A 16,657-nucleotide genomic window follows, 5' to 3' on the forward strand; every position below is an offset into this window, starting at 1 on the left:
GATGTCTCCTCGGTCCGGGAGCGGGGGAGGGGCGAGCGGCCGGGATCAGGTGTCGGTCGCTCCCAGCGCCTCCCAGGCGGCCTCGTTCATCCACGCGGGCAGCCCGTCCTCCCCGTTGACGCCCTTCTCGATGAAGACCACGTTGTGGTAGGCGTGAACTCCCGTCACCGCCGCCTGGGTCGGGCTCAGTGCACCCTGAACCGGCTGGTCGAACTCCTGGTGGTGCAGGTCGTCCAGCAGGCCCTTGACCAGACCGACGGAGGTGTGCGGCGCGGCCTGCCGGCCGGAACTGCCGCCGAAGCTCGGGAAGTAGGACGTCTGCAGATCCTCGATCACATAGACACCGCCGTCCCGGAGGAGCGGGAACAGCGTGTGGAACGAGGTGTGAACATGCTCGTTCATATGGCTGCCGTCGTCGATGATGATGTCGAACGGGCCGTGTTCCCTGGCCATGGCGACCAGGAACTCGGGGTCGTTCTGATCGCCCTTCAGCGCGGTGAGGCGCGGCTCGGTCAGCTCGGTCTTGTCGAAGATGTCGAGGCCCACGATCAACCCCCGGTGGAAATACCTCTTCCACATCTTCAGCGAGCCGCCGCCGATCTCTTCGTCGTAACCGCCGATGCCGATTTCCAGCACCCGCACGGCTTCCTCACGGAAGGGTGCGAAGTGCCGCTCGTAGTGCGGGGTGTACCAGTGGAAGCTGGCCCATTTGTCGGAGTCGTGGCGCAGCGACAAGGCGCCCAACTCTCCCTGGTACGAGGCACATCCGGAGATCACGGTGCCGGTCGCCAGGGCCGCCGAGCGCATGATCTCCGGAAGCTCGAAGAACATGCTTTCGGGCGACGGTGCTTCCTGCAGAAACGCGTTGTGGAAGTCGCCGTTGCGGCGGTGCGAGGTGCGCCCGTACAGACGCCGGATCATGTCCGTGACGCGGATGCGCAGGAGCGACCAGATCACCGGGTCGGGATCGTCGAGCACCCGGACGGGCTCCCCGCGCCGGGCCTGAAGGACGACCCGGGACTGCTTCTGTCCATGCGTCAGTTCCAGCGCCACATTGACCGGCTTGACGTTCTCGGGCCGCTCGCAGCGGAAGACGATCTCCGCGACGAGCGCCTGGACGACGGTGTCGAGGCCCGTCGCCTCGATCAGCTCGTCGATCTCGGCGTCCGGCGCGGTTCCGGCGTGGACGAGCCGTTCGGTCAGGTTGTCCCTACCCACACTGCCACCTCACTTCCGTTCGGGAGTTCACCGACGGCCGGCCCCGAAGGGACCCGGCACCGCATGGTGTCGGGTCGAGCGTCTCGGTACCGGTTCGGAATCGACTCAAGGAATGCTGGGTACGGGGGAGCGGCCCGGCCCACCCATTCCGCCGGGGCCGTTCGTCCGGCGGGCCGCTGAATTCCGCGTCCAGCGGTTCTAGAGCGTGCCGCGAGGCCCGCGGCCTAGTTTCGATCTTGGAACGGCGGCGTGTTTGCGTCGTGTCCGCGACGGGACGCAAGCGGAAGGGAGAGTGGCGAGTGCCGGCCAACGACCAGGGCATGGACAGGACCGCCGAAGTCACCTTCGTCAATCGATTTACCGTGCACGGAGAACCGGGGGAGTTCCAGCGGGCCTTTCAGCAGGCGGCCGCATTCCTGCGGGCGAAGAGCGGTTTCCTCGAATGCACTCTGTTGCAGCACGCGGAGGAAGAGACCGCATTCCTCAATGTCGCGCGATGGCGCGATGTCGGTGCCTTCCGGCGGGCGACCGTCGGTGACGATTTCGACCACCATGTGGCCGCCATGCGCAAGCTGGCCACGAGCGAACCGGGACTGTACCTGCCACGGCTCGCCTTTGCGGCGGAACGGCAGCATCATGGCGCGGGCCAGGACCGTCCATGACGCGACGGGCAGTCATCACCGGGATCGGAGTGGTCGCGCCGGACGCCATCGGCCTCAAGCGCTACTGGGAGTTGCTGTCCGAGGGGCGCACGGCGACCAGGCGGATCAGCTTCTTCGACCCCTCCCCCTTTCGGTCGCAGATCGCCGCGGAATGCGACTTCGACCCCACGCGGGAAGGGCTCTCCGCCCAGCAGATCCGCCGGATGGACCGGGCCGCACAGTTCGCCGTGGTCAGTGCGCGCGAGAGCCTCGGCGACAGCGGCCTCGACCTCGACCGGCTGGACCGGTCGCGGGTCGGCGTCGTCATCGGCACCGCCGTGGGCAGCACGATGTCGCTCGAAGAGGAATACGTGGTGGTCAGCGACGGCGGTCGTCTGCGGTTGGTGGACGAGCAGTACGCCGTCCCCCACCTGTTCAACTCCTTTGTGCCGAGCAGCTTCGCGGCCGAGGTCGCCTGGGACGTCGCGGCCAACGGGCCCGTTGCCACGGTGTCCACCGGCTGCACCTCCGGGCTGGACGCCGTGGGCCATGCCGTGGACCTGGTGCGCGAAGGTTCGGCGGACGTGATGGTGACCGGGGCGACCGACGCACCGATCTCGCCCATCACCGTCGCCTGCTTCGACGCCATCAAGGCGACCACCCCGCGCAACGACGACCCCGCACACGCCTCCCGGCCGTTCGACCGGACGAGGAACGGCTTCGTGCTGGGGGAGGGTGCCGCGATGTTCGTCGTGGAGGAACTCCGCCATGCCTGTCGGCGAGGCGCACACATCTACGCGGAGGTCGCCGGGTTCGCAACCCGCTCCAACGCGTTCCACATGACCGGGCTGCGCCCCGACGGCAGGGAACAGGCGGAGGCCATCCGCGCCGCTCTCCGGCAGGCGCACCGGGCGCCCTCGGACGTCGACTACGTCAATGCGCACGGCTCCGGCACCAAACAGAACGACCGGCACGAGACGGCGGCGCTCAAACGCAGCCTGGGCGAGCATGCGCACCGGGTTCCGGTGAGCGGAATCAAGTCGATGATCGGTCACTCGCTCGGCGCGATCGGATCGTTGGAGATTGCCGCCTGCGCCCTCGCCATGCGCAACGGCCTCATACCTCCCACCGCCAATCTGCATGAGCCGGACCCGGAGTGCGATCTGGACTATGTGCCGCTTCGTGCCAGGCGGAAGGAGCTGGACACGGTGCTCACCATCGGCAGCGGATTCGGCGGTTTCCAGAGCGCGATGGTGCTGTGCGGGGCCGGGGAGGTGGCCGGGTGACCTCCACGGTGGTGGTGACCGGGATGGGCGTGGTGGCTCCCACCGGGATCGGCGTGGACGAGCACTGGGCCGCCACCCTGCGGGGGACCTGCGCCATCGACCGGGTCAGCCGCTTCGATCCGACGCCCTATCGCAGCACGCTCGCGGCAGAGGTTCCGGGGTTTGTACCGGAGGAGCATCTGCCGAGCCGGCTGATACCGCAGACCGACCACATGACCCGGCTCGCCCTCGTGGCGGCGGACCAGGCGCTGCAGAACGCGGACCTGGATGTCCCCTCGCTCCCCGAGTTCGGTGTGGGAGTGGTGACGGCGAGTTCGGCCGGCGGCTTCGACTTCGGCCACCGGGAGCTGGAGAAGCTGTGGAGCAAGGGGCCGGAACACGTCAGCGCCTACCAGTCATTCGCCTGGTTCTACGCCGTCAACACCGGACAGATCTCCATCCGCCACGGCCTGCGCGGCCCCAGCGGCGTGCTGGTGACCGAACAGGCCGGCGGGCTCGACGCACTGGCCCAGGCCCGGCGCCAGGTGCGCCAGGGCACTCGGGCCATGATCGGCGGTGGGGTGGACGGCTCGCTCTGCGCATGGGGATGGGTCGCCCAGCAGACGGGAGGCAGGCTGAGCACCGCGCAGGCGCCCGACCGGGCCTATTTGCCGTTCGACGCGGGGGCCTGTGGGCAGGTGCCCGGCGAGGGGGGCGCCCTGCTCGTGCTGGAGTCCGCCGACGACGCCCGGGCGCGTGGCGCCGAGGTGTACGGAGCGCTCCTCGGGTATGCGGCCACCTTCGACCCGCCCCCCGGCTCCGCCGGCCCGTCGACGCTGCGCCGGGCCGCTGAACTGGCACTGCGGGACGCCGGTGTCGAGGCGCGGGACATCGATGTGGTGTTCGCCGACGCCGCCGGGCTGCCGGACCTCGACCGGGCCGAGGCGCAGACGCTGGCCGAGGTCTTCGGCGGGTGCGCGGTACCCGTCACGGCGCCCAAGACCATGACCGGGCGGCTGGCCGCCGGCGGTGCGTCCCTCGACGTCGCCACCGCCCTGCTGGCGATCCGGCACGGTGTGATCCCGCCGACCGTGAACGTGACGCGCCCGCTGCCCGATTACCGACTGGACCTCGTGACGCGGCCGCGGCGGGCGACGCTGTCGGCCGCACTCGTACTGGCCCGCGGCCACGGTGGGTTCAATGCGGCGATGGTCGTGGGCCGAGAACGCCGATGAGCGGCAAGACCGGAGGTGGAGCGATGGAAACGCTGACGCTGGACCGACTCATGGAGATCATGCGGGAGTGCGCCGGTGAGGAGGAAGGAGCGAACGCCGGCGGCGACATCGGGGATACGGAGTTCGCGGCACTCGGCTACGACTCGCTCGCGCTGCTGGAGACGGCGGCCCGCATCGAGCGGGAATACCAGGTGCGGCTCGGCGACGAGACGGTGACCGAGGCGAAGACGCCCGGGGCACTGCTCTCGTTGGTGAACCGCACCATCAGCGAGGGTGTGTGAGGGCCCCGGTACACGGTTTCACGGTCGGGTGCGCCGGACGTCCCCGCAACGGGGTTCCGGCGGACCCGACCCGGTGTTCACAGCGTGCTGAGCACCTCGCGCAGTGCGCCGATCACCTTGCCCTGGACCGTGGCGGGCAACGACGGGTACATCGGCAGCGAGAAGATCTCCCGGGCCAGGCCCTCGGTGACCGGGAGCGAGCCCGTCGGATAGGCGAAGCGTGCGAAGCCGGACATGGTGTGGACCGGCCACGGATAGCTGATGTTCAGTGAGATGTCCTGGGCGGCGAGCGCCTCGATGATCTCGTCGCGCCGTGGATGACGCACCACGTAGACGTAATGGACGTGGTCGTTGCCCGGCACGGTGGCGGGGAGCCGGAGTGCCGTGTCGGCGAGACCTTCCTCGTAGCGCCGGGCGATGGCGCGACGGCCGTCGACGTAGCTCGCCAGTCGCGGGAGTTTGCGACGCAGGATCTCCGCCTGCACCTCGTCGAGGCGGCTGTTGTGACCGGGCGTCCCGACCACGTAGTAGCGCTCCTCCATGCCGTAGTAGCGCAGGCGGCGCAGGGCGCGGTCGACACCGTCGTCGTTGGTGAGGACGGCGCCCCCGTCGCCGTAGGCGCCGAGCACCTTGGTCGGGTAGAAGGAGTAGGCGGCGGCATCGCCCCAGGTGCCGGCGAGCCGGCCGTTCTGCCGTGCGCCGTGGGCCTGCGCGCAGTCCTCCAGCAGCTTCAGGCCGTGCTCGTTCGCCAGTGATCGCATGGGTGCCATGTCGACGCATTGCCCGTACAGGTGCACCGGCAGCAGACAGCGGGTGCGCGGTGTGATGGCTGCCGCGACCTGTGTGGTGTCCATCAGGAAGTCGGTTTCGTTCACGTCGACGAAGACCGGGACCGCTCCCACCGCGTCGATGGCGACGACGGTGGGCGCCGCGGTGTTCGAAACGGTGATCACCTCGTCGCCGGGGCCGATCCCCAGTGCCTGGAGCGCGAGCTTGACCGCGTTCGTACCGTTGTCGACCCCCACGCAGTGCCGCACGCCGTGGTAGGCGGCGAATTCCTCCTCGAATCCCCGGACGCTTTCGCCGAGTATGAGCCGCCCGGAGCTGAACACCTTCTCGACCGCATCCAGGATTTCCGGACGTTCTTTTTCGTACTCCGCCAGATAGTCCCATACGCGAGTGGTCATTGTCGGGCCGCCTCCCAGAGGATCGGTCAGTGGTCGATGGAAGTTACGTTGCATCACACTGCGGTGGCCTCGCGAATTCCTCGAAATCCCGTCAATCCGGCCTGAACTCCCTTACCCGGCCGTCGCCGGCCGACCTAGTATGTCGTCATTCGCATTCTCGGAAGTGGGGAAATATGAAGGGGATCATCCTGGCCGGCGGGTCCGGCACCCGTCTTCATCCGGTAACCCGGGCCGTTTCGAAACAGTTGTTGCCGGTGGGCGACAAGCCCATGATCTATTACCCGTTGTCCGTGCTGATGCTGGCCGGAATCCGGGACATCCTCGTCATCACCGCCCCGACCGACCTCGACCCGTTCCGCCGGTTGCTCGGCGACGGCTCGGAGCTCGGGCTGCGGATCAGCTACGCGGAGCAGAATGAGCCGCGGGGCATCGCCGAGGCCCTGATCATCGGCGCCGACCATATCGGCAGGGACCAGGTCGCGCTGATCCTCGGCGACAACATTTTCCACGGCAACTCGTTCTCCGACGTCCTTGCCCGGGAGAGCCGGGACTTCAAGGGCTGCGTCCTGTTCGGATATGCCGTGCAGGATCCAGAACGCTATGGCGTCGGCGAGGTTGATGCGCACGGAAGGCTCCGGTCCATCGAGGAGAAGCCGGCCAGGCCGCGCTCCAACCGTGCCATAACCGGCCTGTACTTCTACGACAGCGACGCGGTCGACATAGCCAAGAACCTGCGGACATCGGCACGTGGGGAATTGGAGATCACCGATGTGAACCGTGCCTATGTGGAGCGGGGCACTGCCCGACTGGTGGATCTGGGCCGCGGCTTCGCCTGGCTCGACACCGGAACCCCGGAATCGTTGCTGGCGGCGGGTCAGTACATCTGGACGCTCGAGAAACGGCAGGGCGTACGCATCGCATGCATAGAGGAAATCGCCTTGCGCAGGGGGTTCATCGATGCCGAGCAGTGCCGCCGGCTGGGCGCACGCAGCGCCAACTCCGAGTACGGGAAGTACGTGGTGATGATGGCCGACGAGTTGTCGGAGGCCGGCTGAGCACGGGACGACCACGCGCGGTCCTCCCGTGCACCCGCCGGCCCGGTGGTCAGACCCGGGTACCGATGAACAGTCCCCGGCCCCATGAGCCGCCTTTGACGAACTCGGCCCGGCACCCCGCGTCGGCGAAGGCCGCCAGGTACTCCTCCTCTGTGAAGAGCGAGAGTTCGTCGATCTCGGTGAATTCGGTGATTCCCCGGGCGCTGCCCACCACGAAGCGCACCTCCATGCGGGTGGTGCGGCCCTGCCGTGTGGAGTGGGAGACCCGGGCCACCGTACGGTCCGGGCCGCGCGCCAGGTCCCCGGCGACATAACCGTCGAGGAACGTCTCCGGGAACCACCAGGGTTCCACGAGCAGCACACCGCCCCGCGACAGGTGGCCGGCCATGCACCGCACCGCTGCCCGCATGTCCTCCAGGCCGCCCGCATAACCGATCGCGGTGAACAGGCACACCACGGCGTCGAAGGACTGCCCCAGGGCGAAGTCGCGCATGTCCCCCGCGTGCACGGGCACGCCCGGCAGCCGCTTGACGGCCCGCTCCCGCATCGGATCGGCCAACTCCAGGCCCGCCACGTGCCCGAAGAGCGTACGGAACGTCTCCAGATGGGCTCCGGTGCCGCAGGCGACGTCGAGCAGCGAATCGGCGCCGGGGGAACGGGACTTGATGATGCGGGCCATGGTCCGCGCCTCGGCGGACCAGTCCTTGCCGCGACTCCGGTAGATCATTTCGTAGACGGTCGCGAGATCGTCGCTGAACATCGGCTCTCCCTGCCCTACGAGTTGGATTGTCCGGCCCGTCGCCGTCAGTCGTCGATGATGCCGACCGCCCGGGCCCAGCCCGCGCCGGCGCCGGTGATCTTCACCGGGAAACACGCGACCCGGAACCCGTGAGGGGCGGGAAGCGCTTCCAGATGGGCCAGCCGCTCGATCTGGCAGTACTCGCGGTCGCGTCCTGCCACATGCGCGGGCCACAGCACGGAGCGGTCACCCGTCCTCCGGTATCGCGCCAGGATGTCGCCGAACGGCGCGTCCAGGCTGAAGGCGTCCGTTCCGATCACCCGCACGCCCAGGTCGAGCAGCAGATGAACCGCCGGCCCGTCCAGCCCCGCGAAGTCGGTGAAGTACTTCTGCGTCCCCAGGTGGCGGGTCGCTCCGGTGCGGAGCAGCACGATGTCCAGCGGAGCGGGCGTCCGGCCGATGCGGGCGAACTCCTTCTCCAGCCGGGCCGTACCGATCACCCCCGTCCCCACGTCGCTCACGTCGAGCAGGAGCCCCGGCCGGAAGAACCACTCCAGCGGCAACTCGTCGATGTTCCGCGGCGCACAGTCAGAGTAGGAGGCCCGGGTGCCGTAGTGGGACGGTGCGTCGACATGCGTTCCCGTGTGGGTGCTGAGGGTGAGTGTGTCGAGCGACAGGAACTCCCCGTCCGGCAGGTCGTCGGGGTCGAAGTCGATCCCGAAGTGCCGGGCCATCTCCTCGCTCATGTGCACGGCACCCTGCCGCGGGGTCAGGACGTGATGGGTCACGGGATCCGGCTCGTAGCCTGACGCATCCACGGGTGCGGACAGATCGATGAGGCGCATCGCCACCTCCGCTTTTCGGCCGTTCTGGGGAAGGACGTGGGAGAACCCTGGCCTGGGCCGCGGGAGAAGCATTGGAGGCTCACTCGAACTCTCCGGCCGTGCGGGCGCTCCAGACGTTCTCGATTCCCCGGTGGAAGGGTGCGGCCAGTGACGGAAGGAGAGCGCAGTGGCAGGGACAACAGCGCCGGAGGGCACGGAGAGCGCCGCGGCGGCGACACCGCTGTCGGCCGACGCCTACGCCGAGATCCAGCAGTTCTACGCACGGCACATGCAGCTCCTGGACGCGGGTGAGGCCGAGGCATGGGCAGCCACCTTCACCGAGGACGGCAGCTTCGCGCCGCCCTCGCTGCCCGAACCCATACGGGGACGGGCTCAGTTGGCGGCCGGTGTACGCCGTGCGGCAGCAGAACTGGCCGAGGCCGGGGAACGGCACCGACACCTGCTGGGCACCCATGCGGTCGACGTCGGCGCCGATGGCGAGCTGCTCGTCCGCAGCTATGCGCAGATCATCGCCACCCCGCGGAACGGGCAGCCCCGGTTGCATCTCATGTGCGTGTGCGAGGACGTACTGGTACGCAGGGACGGCACGTTGCGGGTGCGGGAGCGCAGGGTCACGCGGGACGACAGGGGCTGACCGGCCCGCGGACGCACCCCGCCACAACGCCTTTTCAGGGGTACCTGACCGGCCAACCGGCCCACGGCACATGCCAGATGCCGTGTTCCCATGAATGGCAAAGTTTTTGCCTTGGACCGAATGGGATGCCCAATCAGGAGGCGGCATGCTGGAGAACCTAGGTATCGACCCGGTGGCAGAACGTGTCTACCGCGCACTGATCAAGACCGGGCACGCGAACTCCACGGTCCCGGCACTCGCCAACGAATTACGGATGCCCCCGGATGTGGTCAGGAGCGCGCTGCACCGGTTGTCGCGGCTCTCGCTCATCCAGCCCGCCGATGTCTACGGGCGGCAGCGGCCGGTTCGTCCGGTGACCGGCCTGAACATGCTGCTGGCGAAGAAGCAATGGGAACTGGCAGTACGCCAGAGGAACCTGGAGGAGACGCGGAAGGCCATCGAGCTGGTGGCCCGGGAGAGCGACGACGACCACACGGCGGAGCTCGAGACGATCCATACCCTGTCCGTCCCCTGTTCGGCGTTCGCCCGGCTGAAGGAGCTGGTGCAGCAGACACAGGTCGAGATGCTGCTGATCATCGCCGACCCGGCCGGCGAGCAGATCGCGCTGAACTCCCGCGCCGCGGACCGGTTCCTGTCCGGCAGAGACCTGGCCGCCCGGGTCGTCGGCCGCGACAGCATCCGCAACCGCGCCGGTGTCTCCCCGTTCGTCGACCGGCTGACCCGGAGCGGCGGCCAGATCCGGACCCTGGCCTCCGTACCCCCGTCGCTGCTCATCGTGGACCGGGCGATCGCCTTGGTCTTCGTGGACGACGGCGAGGCGCACGCGGGCGCGCTGGAGGTCCGCGGCACTGCGGTCGTCGGGTTCCTCACCTCGTGGTTCGAGCACCTGTGGGCCGCCGCGGAGCCCTTCGCCCTGGAGCCCGCCTACGACGACGACGGGCTCTCCGGACCGGAACGCAAGGTGCTGCGGGCATTGGCCGAAGGACAGACCGATCAGGTCGTGGCGCGCGAGCTCGGCCTGTCCGTGCGCACCATCCGGCGCATGGTGTCGGGACTGATGCTGCGCCTGGACGCCCACAGCAGGTTCCAGGCCGGCGTGCGCGCCGCCGCCCGGGGCTGGGTGTGGAACGACGGGAGGAGCCGGCGAGCCGGTGTCGAGCGAACTGCGAGCGGCAGGCTCCAGGCGTCGCCACGGTGCTGAACCCGCCCACCGGGCAACTGTTTTCATCCGTGGACACCGTGAAGGGAGCACACCATGGCATCGAGCGTACGGACCGGCCTGGCAGCGGCCGAGGGCCTGCCGACCGGATTGCTCGTTGACGGAGCATGGCAGGCTGCGTCGGACGGTGGCACGCTCGACAACATCGATCCGGTGGACGAGCGCGTGCTGGCCACGGTCGCCGCCGCGACGCCGGCGGATGTGGACGCCGCCGTACAGGCCGCACGGCTGCGGTTCGACGACGGATCCTGGTCCAGGACACCGGGATCGCAGCGCGGCCTCTTGCTGTGGCGCCTCGCGGACCTCGTCGAACGGGACGGCGCGCTCCTGGCACGCGTCCAGGCCGCGGAGAACGGCGTGTCGGAGCAGGCCGCCCTGGCCTTCGACGTCGGTGGCGCCGTACGGACCCTGCGCTACTACGCCGGCTGGGCGGACAAGACCGAGGGAGTGGTCATTCCCGCGGAGTGTCACGGGCGGCCCACCCACGCGTATGCGGTGCGGGAGCCGGTGGGCGTCGTCGGAGCCATCATTCCCTGGAACGCGCCGCTGACGGCGGCCGTCAACAAGATCGCTCCGGCCCTGGCCGTGGGATGCACCGTGGTCGTCAAACCCGCGGAGGAGGCGCAGTTGACCGTGCTGCACCTGGGGGCGTTGACGGTCGAGGCCGGACTGCCGCCGGGCGTGGTGAACATCGTCCCCGGGACCGGCCCGGTGGCCGGTGCCCGGCTCGCCGGGCACCCCGCGGTCGACCACCTCTCCTTCACCGGCAGCCGGGAGGTGGGCCGGTTGATCCATCGAGCGGCGAGTGACCACTTCACCCGCACCACCCTGGAGCTGGGCGGCAAGTCGCCGCAACTCCTCTTCGCCGACGCCGACCTCGACGCGGCCGTCGCGGGGACCGTCGGCGGGCTGTTCGCCAACCAGGGCCAGGTGTGCGCGGCAGCGTCGCGGATTCTCGTCCAGCGCCCGGTCCACGACGCGGTCGTCACCGCGCTGGCCGGCGCCGCCGGGTCGGTGCGGCTCGGCGACCCCCGGCAGCCGGACACCGACATGGGGCCGCTCATCAGCCGGGCACAACTGGACCGGGTGCTGGGCTACGTCGAAACGGGACGAGAGGAAGGCGCACGGCTGGTGGCCGGCGGAGAGCGGGTGCGTGACCGCGGATACTTCGTCCGGCCCGCGATCTTCGCCGACGCGACCAACGACATGACGATCGCCCGCGAGGAGATCTTCGGGCCGGTCGGCACCGTCATCCCTTTCGACACCGAAGAGGAGGCGGTCGCCCTCGCGAACGACTCCAGTTACGGGCTGGCCGCGACCATCTGGACCCGGGACGTCTCCCGCGCCCACCGACTGGCCCGGGACATCAGGGCGGGTTCGGTGTGGGTCAACGGATGGGGAGCCATGGATGCCTCGCTGCCGTGGGGCGGCGCGAAGCAGAGCGGTCTCGGCCGCGAACTCGGCCGTCCGGGAATCGAGGACCTCACCGAGACCAAGGCCGTTACGGTCTTGCTGTGACCTACTGGCAAGGGAAAGGCGGGCCCACATGAGCGCGAACGGCACACTCACGGCCGATTTCTGGTTCGACCCTTCGTGCCCCTACACCTGGCTCACCTCCCGATGGCTGCTGGAAGTGGCAAAGGTCCGGCCGGTCACGGTCCGTTGGCGGGTGATGAGCCTGTCGATCCTCAACGAGGGACGTGCCGACGACCCCGAAGGTGACCCGGAGGGCTATCTCCGGGTGCCGGTGCGGGTCTGCGCCACGGTCATGGAGCGCTACGGGCACCAGTCACTCGGCAGGCTCTACACCGCGCTGGGAACCCGTATCCACGAGCGGGGCGAATGGAACTGGGAAACCGTACTCGCCGAGGCACTGGACGAGTCCGAACTGCCCCGCGAGGTGGGGGCCGTTGGTTCGGACAGCAGCGTCGACGACGCCGTCCGCGCCTCGCACGACCAAGGCGTGCGTCTGCTCCGGGGGCGCACGGGCACGCCGGTGATCGGGGTGAGCCACCCGGACGAAGCCGGGTCCGGGCCGCGCACGGCGTTCTTCGGCCCGGTCCTGTCCCGGGTCGCCACCGGCGAGGAGGCGGGGCGCCAGTGGGACGCGGTACTGCTCCTCGCCGGCACACCGGGATTCCACCAGCTGGCCGGGACCCCGCCCGAAGAACCCGATTTCACCGCGCACCACTGAGCCGGCGGTGCGCGGGGATCGATCACGTGTCGAGTGCGGGTGCCTACGGTGCCCGGATGACCTCCCACCACATCACCGCAGATCAGGCGGCAGGACCGCGGGGCGTGATCGTCACCGGCGGTGGCACCGGCATCGGCCGGGCCACGGCGCGCGCCTTCGCCGAACAGGGCGATCGGGTGCTCGTCGTCGGCCGCACCCCGGCCGCCCTCGACGCCACCGCCGAGGGCCATGACGGTATCCGGGTGCTGGCCGCCGACATCGCGGAACCGGACGCCCCTGACCGTGTCGTCGACACGGCCCTGCGCGCGTTCGGGCGGATCGACGTGCTGATCAACAACGCGGTCGCGCACGGCTACCGGCGACTGGCCGACACCGACCGGGAGCTGCTCGACGAGCAATGGGGGACCAACCTGCGCGCTCCCGTGCTGCTGACCAGAAGTGCGCTGGGCGCCCTCGAAGCCGGCGGCGGCACCGTGGTGAACGTGAGCTCTTCCGGAGCCAGGGGCGAGCGTGCCTGGCCCGAGAACGGCCTGTACGGTGCGGCCAAGGCGGCCCTCGACTTCCTCACGAGGACGTGGGCGGTGGAACTGGCGCCCCGGGGCATCCAGGTGGTCGGAATCGCTCCGGGCGTCACCGACACCCGCTCGGGTCCGCGGCTCGGCATGACCGAGCAGGCCTATGACGGTTTCCTCACCCAGCTGGCCGACCGCACCCCCGCCGGCCGGGTCGGCACCCCCGACGAGATCGCCTGGTGGATCTGCCAGTTGACGCGTCCGGAGGCACGCCACGCGACCGGTGTGGTGTTGCCCGTCGACGGCGGCCTGTCCCTCACTTGAGACCCGCTGGCCATGCGGTCCCCGCGCGGCTCCACTCTCCGTCGATCGGACGGCGAGCCGGTGCTGACACCGTGCCCGACAACACCCTCTTCCACCTTGGGGAATCCATGCGCGTACTCGTCATTGCCTCTCCGGGGCTCGGCCACCTCTTCCCGACCGTGCCCCTCGCTCACGCCTTCCGCGCGGCCGGGCACGAAGTGCGCTTCGCGACCGGCGGACTCGGGCTGTCGGCAACAGATGCCGGGATGAACGTCGTCGACGTCACCCCGGGGCTCGACTACGGCGAGATCTACATGTCCGTGGGCGGGGACGACAACCGCCGCCCCATCCACGCCGACGATCCCGAGGACGAACTGCTGGCCCGGCTCTTCGGCCGGGTGTCGAGCGTCATGGTCGACGGTGCGCTCGACGTGGCCCGGTCCTGGTCACCGGATTTGATCTTCTCGCCGGTACTCCAGGGCGCCGGACCACTGGTGGCCGCGGCCACCGGCACACCGCTCGTCGAGATGCCGGTCGGCGTCTACGACAGCCGGCACGACCTCGGCGACATGATCAGGGAGGCGATGCGTGCGGACTACGACCGGCACTCCGTCTCGGCCGATGCCCGGGCGACGGTGCGGCTCAGCATGATGCCCCCCTCCTTCGCCGAGCTGCTGCCGCCCGAACGCCGCAACGAGGGGGCCTGGCCCATGCGTTGGGTGCCGTACAACGGTGGCTTCGTGCTCCCCGACTGGCTGCGCCGCCGTCCGGACCGGCCGAGGATCGCCGTCACCCTGGGCACGATAGAGGCGCAGTGGGGAGGCATCGCGATGCTCTCCCCACTGATGACCGCCGCCGGCGGAGTGGACGCCGAATTCGTCGTCACCCTGGGAGGCGGGGACGTGGCGTTGCTGGGGGACCTCCCGGACAACGTACGCACCGTGGAGTGGGCCCCGCTCGATGCGCTGCTGGAGACCTGCACCGCCATCATCCACCACGGTGGGAGCGGCACGACGATGACCGCGATCGCCGCCGGAATTCCGCAGTGCGTCATTCCGCAGGGCTCCTATCAGCACACCGACGTCGGCGTGGTGGCACGGCTGGGGACCGGCATCGTCGCCGAGGCAGAGACCCTGGGCGCCCGGGAGTGCCGGACGCTGCTGACGGACGAGGGCATGCGGAAGGCGGCGGCACGCGCCCGCGAGGAACTTCTGACGATGCCCGCACCCGCCGAGCTCGTACCGCGGCTGGCCGCACTCGCCGGACCCCGGCCCGCCACCAGCGAAGAGGGGTGACACCCGGATGCCTGACCCCACCACACCCCCCTCGGCGGAGCCGCTGACGGACGACGACGTCCGGCGCTACCGCGAACAGGGCTACCTCCACCTGCGCCAGGTGCTCACCCCCCAGGAAGTCGCGGACCACCGCGCTGCCGCCGAGGCACTCCTGGAGCGCGAAGTCCCGGTGATCTGGGGCGAGTCGGAGTCCGTCACACAGGTGCACTACGTCGAGGAAGCCTGGCTCAAGAGCGAGGCGCTGCGCTCCCTGGCGCTGCACCCCGCGGTGACCGGGATCGCCCGGCGGCTGGCCGGTGTGCCGCTGCGCCTCTACAGCAGTGACATCCTGCTCAAGAAGCCGTACAAGGCCCTGCCGACCATGATCCACGACGATGAGGCGGGGCTGCCGCTGGCCGAGCTCTCGCAGACCCTGACGGCATGGATCGCACTCACGGATGTGCCCGTCGAGCGGGGCTGTCTGGAATACGTGCCCGGCTCCCATCTGCGGGCGGACGCCGAACGGCAGATCCACATGATGAGTTTCGACGAGTACCGGCCGATGGCGGAGATCTGGCCGGACTTCATCTGGCAGCCGCGGGTGGCGGTGCCCGTACGGGCGGGGGACGTCACCTTCCACCACTTCCGCACCGTCCACATGGCCGGCGCGAACACCACAGGCGAACCGCGGTTGGCCAACGGCGTCATCTACATGGACGACGGTGCCGCCTACCGGCCCGGGGTGCAGGACCACCACCTCTCCGGACTGCGCCCGGGACAGCCGCTCGGCGGCGATACGTTCCCGTCCATCGGATGAAGGAGGACGTGTGGCCACGACCACCCGCACCGCGGGACACCCCCTGCATCTGGCCCATGGAGAACTGTGGCTGCACCGCTGCAAGGGCGACCCGTACGCGAGAGTGCTCTGCGGACTCGGCGACCCGTCCCCGGCCCACGAAGAACTGCGCGGGCGCGGGGCGCTGTCGTCGAGCCGCACGGGTACCCGGGTCACGGTCGACCGCCGTCTGGCGGAGCAACTGCTCGGCCATCCGGCGCTCGGCCCCCAGAGATTCGCCGAAAGCCCCGGCACCAGCGGTCTGCGCCACCTTGACGCGGCATTCGACCATGCGGAGCGGGCCGCGCGTCACCGGCCGGGCGCGTTCGCCGCAACGGGACCGGGCACCGGGCCCCTCCATGCGCTGATGGAGTCGGTGTGCGAGGCCGTGCTCGACGGGCTCGGCCCGTCCTTCGACCTCGTCGACGACCTCGCGGCACCCGTTGCCACGGGATTTGTGGTCGGCTTGTTCGGGCTGACCGCGGCGCAGAGCTCCCGCCTGGCGGCCGGGGTCACCGCGGCCGGTGCACTGCTCGACGCCCAGCTGTGCCCGCAGCGACTGGAGGTCTCGCGCCGCCTGGTCGCAGCGGCCGACGAGGTGGGTGCGCTGCTCGGCGAGCTCGCCGAGCAGCGGCTCCACGACGGGCTCGACGCCCTGTACCCGGTCGACCCCGGGGTCCCGGCGGAGGACGGGGAACTGCGGGCCCTGGCCGTGCTGCAGGCCGTCGTGGGCGTGCGCATCGGCACGGCCCTCATCGGGCGGGCGCTGCTCACTCTGGTGGACCGGCCCGAACTGTGGGCCGCGGCCGCCGACCCGCCCGGCGCCGCCGCAGTCATCGACGAGACCTGGCGACACGAGCCGCCCGTCCGCATCGTTCCGCTGGTGGCGCGGGAGGGCTGTGAAGTCCTCGGCTTCCGGCTGACCGCCGGAGAACGGCTGGCCGTACTCCTGGCGGCCGCCAACCGGGACCCGCACATCCACCCGCTCCCCGGCGGTTCCCGTCCCGGCCGGCCGTCGTCGGTTCCGCGGCCGCTGCTGCCGGGATTCCCCGTCCGGCCGGCCGCTGATCTCTTCGGGACGCTGGCGGCGGTCGCGACACGGATCACGACGGCCCGCCTTCCCGGGCTGCGTTCCCGAGGCCCGGCCCTGCCGCACCGCCGGGCCCCCGTCACACAGGCGCTGTGGGGCTCCCCGGTGGCGGTGGTGTGATCGCCGCCCG

17 protein-coding genes are annotated in these 16,657 nt (G+C 70.0%); 13 read left to right on the plus strand and 4 right to left on the minus strand.

The window, feature by feature from the left end; all coding sequences use genetic code 11:
- Positions 1-45: 45 nt before the first annotated feature.
- Positions 46-1,218, minus strand: a complete 1,173-nt coding sequence (locus V2J85_RS19985) for a class I SAM-dependent methyltransferase (protein WP_261954890.1) — start codon at positions 1,216-1,218, stop codon at positions 46-48.
- 299 nt (positions 1,219-1,517) lie between these two features.
- Between V2J85_RS19985 and V2J85_RS19990 the strand changes: the two genes are divergently transcribed.
- The 4 genes from V2J85_RS19990 to V2J85_RS20005 are packed head-to-tail and all read left to right on the plus strand — an operon-like array spanning position 1,518 to position 4,640.
- The gene (locus V2J85_RS19990) at positions 1,518-1,880 is read left to right on the plus strand and encodes an antibiotic biosynthesis monooxygenase family protein (RefSeq protein WP_261954889.1); all 363 of its coding nucleotides are present in this window, start codon (positions 1,518-1,520) and stop codon (positions 1,878-1,880) included.
- A complete protein-coding gene (locus V2J85_RS19995; protein WP_330822367.1) occupies positions 1,877-3,145 on the plus strand; it encodes a beta-ketoacyl-[acyl-carrier-protein] synthase family protein in 1,269 nt (422 codons plus the stop codon). Before V2J85_RS19990 ends, V2J85_RS19995 begins: the two co-directional genes overlap by 4 nt.
- Positions 3,142-4,359 (plus strand): ketosynthase chain-length factor, encoded by a 1,218-nt coding sequence (locus tag V2J85_RS20000; protein ID WP_261954887.1) that lies wholly within the window; start codon positions 3,142-3,144, stop codon positions 4,357-4,359. The genes V2J85_RS19995 and V2J85_RS20000 overlap by 4 nt, the downstream gene beginning before the upstream one ends.
- A 23-nt stretch (positions 4,360-4,382) precedes the next feature.
- On the plus strand, positions 4,383-4,640 hold the full coding sequence (locus V2J85_RS20005) for an acyl carrier protein (protein WP_330822368.1): 258 nt from the start codon (positions 4,383-4,385) through the stop codon (positions 4,638-4,640).
- A gap of 77 nt (positions 4,641-4,717) precedes the next feature.
- Here V2J85_RS20005 and V2J85_RS20010 read toward each other — a convergent pair whose 3' ends face one another.
- Positions 4,718-5,827 (minus strand): DegT/DnrJ/EryC1/StrS family aminotransferase, encoded by a 1,110-nt coding sequence (locus V2J85_RS20010; protein WP_261954885.1) that lies wholly within the window; start codon positions 5,825-5,827, stop codon positions 4,718-4,720.
- A 173-nt stretch (positions 5,828-6,000) separates the two neighbouring features.
- Between V2J85_RS20010 and rfbA the strand changes: the two genes are divergently transcribed.
- On the plus strand, positions 6,001-6,882 hold the full coding sequence (rfbA, locus tag V2J85_RS20015) for a glucose-1-phosphate thymidylyltransferase RfbA (protein ID WP_330822369.1): 882 nt from the start codon (positions 6,001-6,003) through the stop codon (positions 6,880-6,882).
- Between the two features lie 49 nt (positions 6,883-6,931).
- Here the strand turns inward: rfbA and V2J85_RS20020 are convergent, their stop codons facing one another.
- Both V2J85_RS20020 and V2J85_RS20025 read right to left on the minus strand, forming a co-directional pair.
- Entirely contained in the window at positions 6,932-7,642 is a 711-nt protein-coding gene (locus V2J85_RS20020) for a class I SAM-dependent methyltransferase (protein ID WP_261954883.1), read from the minus strand.
- Between the two features lie 44 nt (positions 7,643-7,686).
- Positions 7,687-8,466 (minus strand): cyclase family protein, encoded by a 780-nt coding sequence (locus V2J85_RS20025; protein ID WP_261954882.1) that lies wholly within the window; start codon positions 8,464-8,466, stop codon positions 7,687-7,689.
- 166 nt (positions 8,467-8,632) lie between these two features.
- On the opposite strand from V2J85_RS20025, the gene V2J85_RS20030 reads away from it, so the two are divergent.
- The 8 genes from V2J85_RS20030 (at position 8,633) to V2J85_RS20065 (ending at position 16,647) form a co-directional block, all read left to right on the plus strand.
- A complete protein-coding gene (locus V2J85_RS20030) occupies positions 8,633-9,100 on the plus strand; it encodes a nuclear transport factor 2 family protein (RefSeq protein WP_419836809.1) in 468 nt (155 codons plus the stop codon).
- A gap of 145 nt (positions 9,101-9,245) precedes the next feature.
- Positions 9,246-10,301, plus strand: a complete 1,056-nt coding sequence (locus V2J85_RS20035) for a helix-turn-helix transcriptional regulator (RefSeq protein WP_261954881.1) — start codon at positions 9,246-9,248, stop codon at positions 10,299-10,301.
- Positions 10,302-10,355: 54 nt separating this feature from the next.
- Positions 10,356-11,837 (plus strand): aldehyde dehydrogenase family protein, encoded by a 1,482-nt coding sequence (locus tag V2J85_RS20040; protein ID WP_261954880.1) that lies wholly within the window; start codon positions 10,356-10,358, stop codon positions 11,835-11,837.
- 28 nt (positions 11,838-11,865) lie between these two features.
- A complete protein-coding gene (locus V2J85_RS20045; RefSeq protein ID WP_261954879.1) occupies positions 11,866-12,513 on the plus strand; it encodes a mycothiol-dependent nitroreductase Rv2466c family protein in 648 nt (215 codons plus the stop codon).
- A gap of 56 nt (positions 12,514-12,569) precedes the next feature.
- Positions 12,570-13,349: an SDR family NAD(P)-dependent oxidoreductase gene (locus V2J85_RS20050; protein WP_261954878.1), complete on the plus strand. Its 780-nt coding sequence runs from the start codon at positions 12,570-12,572 to the stop codon at positions 13,347-13,349.
- A 71-nt stretch (positions 13,350-13,420) separates the two neighbouring features.
- Positions 13,421-14,623, plus strand: a complete 1,203-nt coding sequence (locus V2J85_RS20055) for a nucleotide disphospho-sugar-binding domain-containing protein (protein WP_261954877.1) — start codon at positions 13,421-13,423, stop codon at positions 14,621-14,623.
- Positions 14,624-14,630: 7 nt separating this feature from the next.
- Positions 14,631-15,419: a phytanoyl-CoA dioxygenase family protein gene (locus V2J85_RS20060; RefSeq protein ID WP_261954876.1), complete on the plus strand. Its 789-nt coding sequence runs from the start codon at positions 14,631-14,633 to the stop codon at positions 15,417-15,419.
- Between the two features lie 10 nt (positions 15,420-15,429).
- Positions 15,430-16,647: a cytochrome P450 family protein gene (locus tag V2J85_RS20065; RefSeq protein ID WP_330822373.1), complete on the plus strand. Its 1,218-nt coding sequence runs from the start codon at positions 15,430-15,432 to the stop codon at positions 16,645-16,647.
- The last annotated feature ends 10 nt before the right edge of the window (positions 16,648-16,657 follow it).

This window comes from Streptomyces bugieae, assembly GCF_036352915.1.
In the GTDB taxonomy this organism is placed as follows: domain Bacteria; phylum Actinomycetota; class Actinomycetes; order Streptomycetales; family Streptomycetaceae; genus Streptomyces; species Streptomyces endophytica.

Coding starts and splice junctions, on each gene's coding strand:
- V2J85_RS19995 (WP_330822367.1), top strand. CDS start 1,877: ATGACGCGACGGGCAGTCATCACCGGGATCGGAGTGGTCGCGCCGGAC.
- V2J85_RS20005 (WP_330822368.1), top strand. CDS start 4,383: ATGGAAACGCTGACGCTGGACCGACTCATGGAGATCATGCGGGAGTGC.
- V2J85_RS20010 (WP_261954885.1), bottom strand. CDS start 5,827: ATGACCACTCGCGTATGGGACTATCTGGCGGAGTACGAAAAAGAACGT.
- rfbA (WP_330822369.1), top strand. CDS start 6,001: ATGAAGGGGATCATCCTGGCCGGCGGGTCCGGCACCCGTCTTCATCCG.
- V2J85_RS20020 (WP_261954883.1), bottom strand. CDS start 7,642: ATGTTCAGCGACGATCTCGCGACCGTCTACGAAATGATCTACCGGAGT.
- V2J85_RS20025 (WP_261954882.1), bottom strand. CDS start 8,466: ATGCGCCTCATCGATCTGTCCGCACCCGTGGATGCGTCAGGCTACGAG.
- V2J85_RS20035 (WP_261954881.1), top strand. CDS start 9,246: ATGCTGGAGAACCTAGGTATCGACCCGGTGGCAGAACGTGTCTACCGC.
- V2J85_RS20040 (WP_261954880.1), top strand. CDS start 10,356: ATGGCATCGAGCGTACGGACCGGCCTGGCAGCGGCCGAGGGCCTGCCG.
- V2J85_RS20045 (WP_261954879.1), top strand. CDS start 11,866: ATGAGCGCGAACGGCACACTCACGGCCGATTTCTGGTTCGACCCTTCG.
- V2J85_RS20050 (WP_261954878.1), top strand. CDS start 12,570: ATGACCTCCCACCACATCACCGCAGATCAGGCGGCAGGACCGCGGGGC.
- V2J85_RS20060 (WP_261954876.1), top strand. CDS start 14,631: ATGCCTGACCCCACCACACCCCCCTCGGCGGAGCCGCTGACGGACGAC.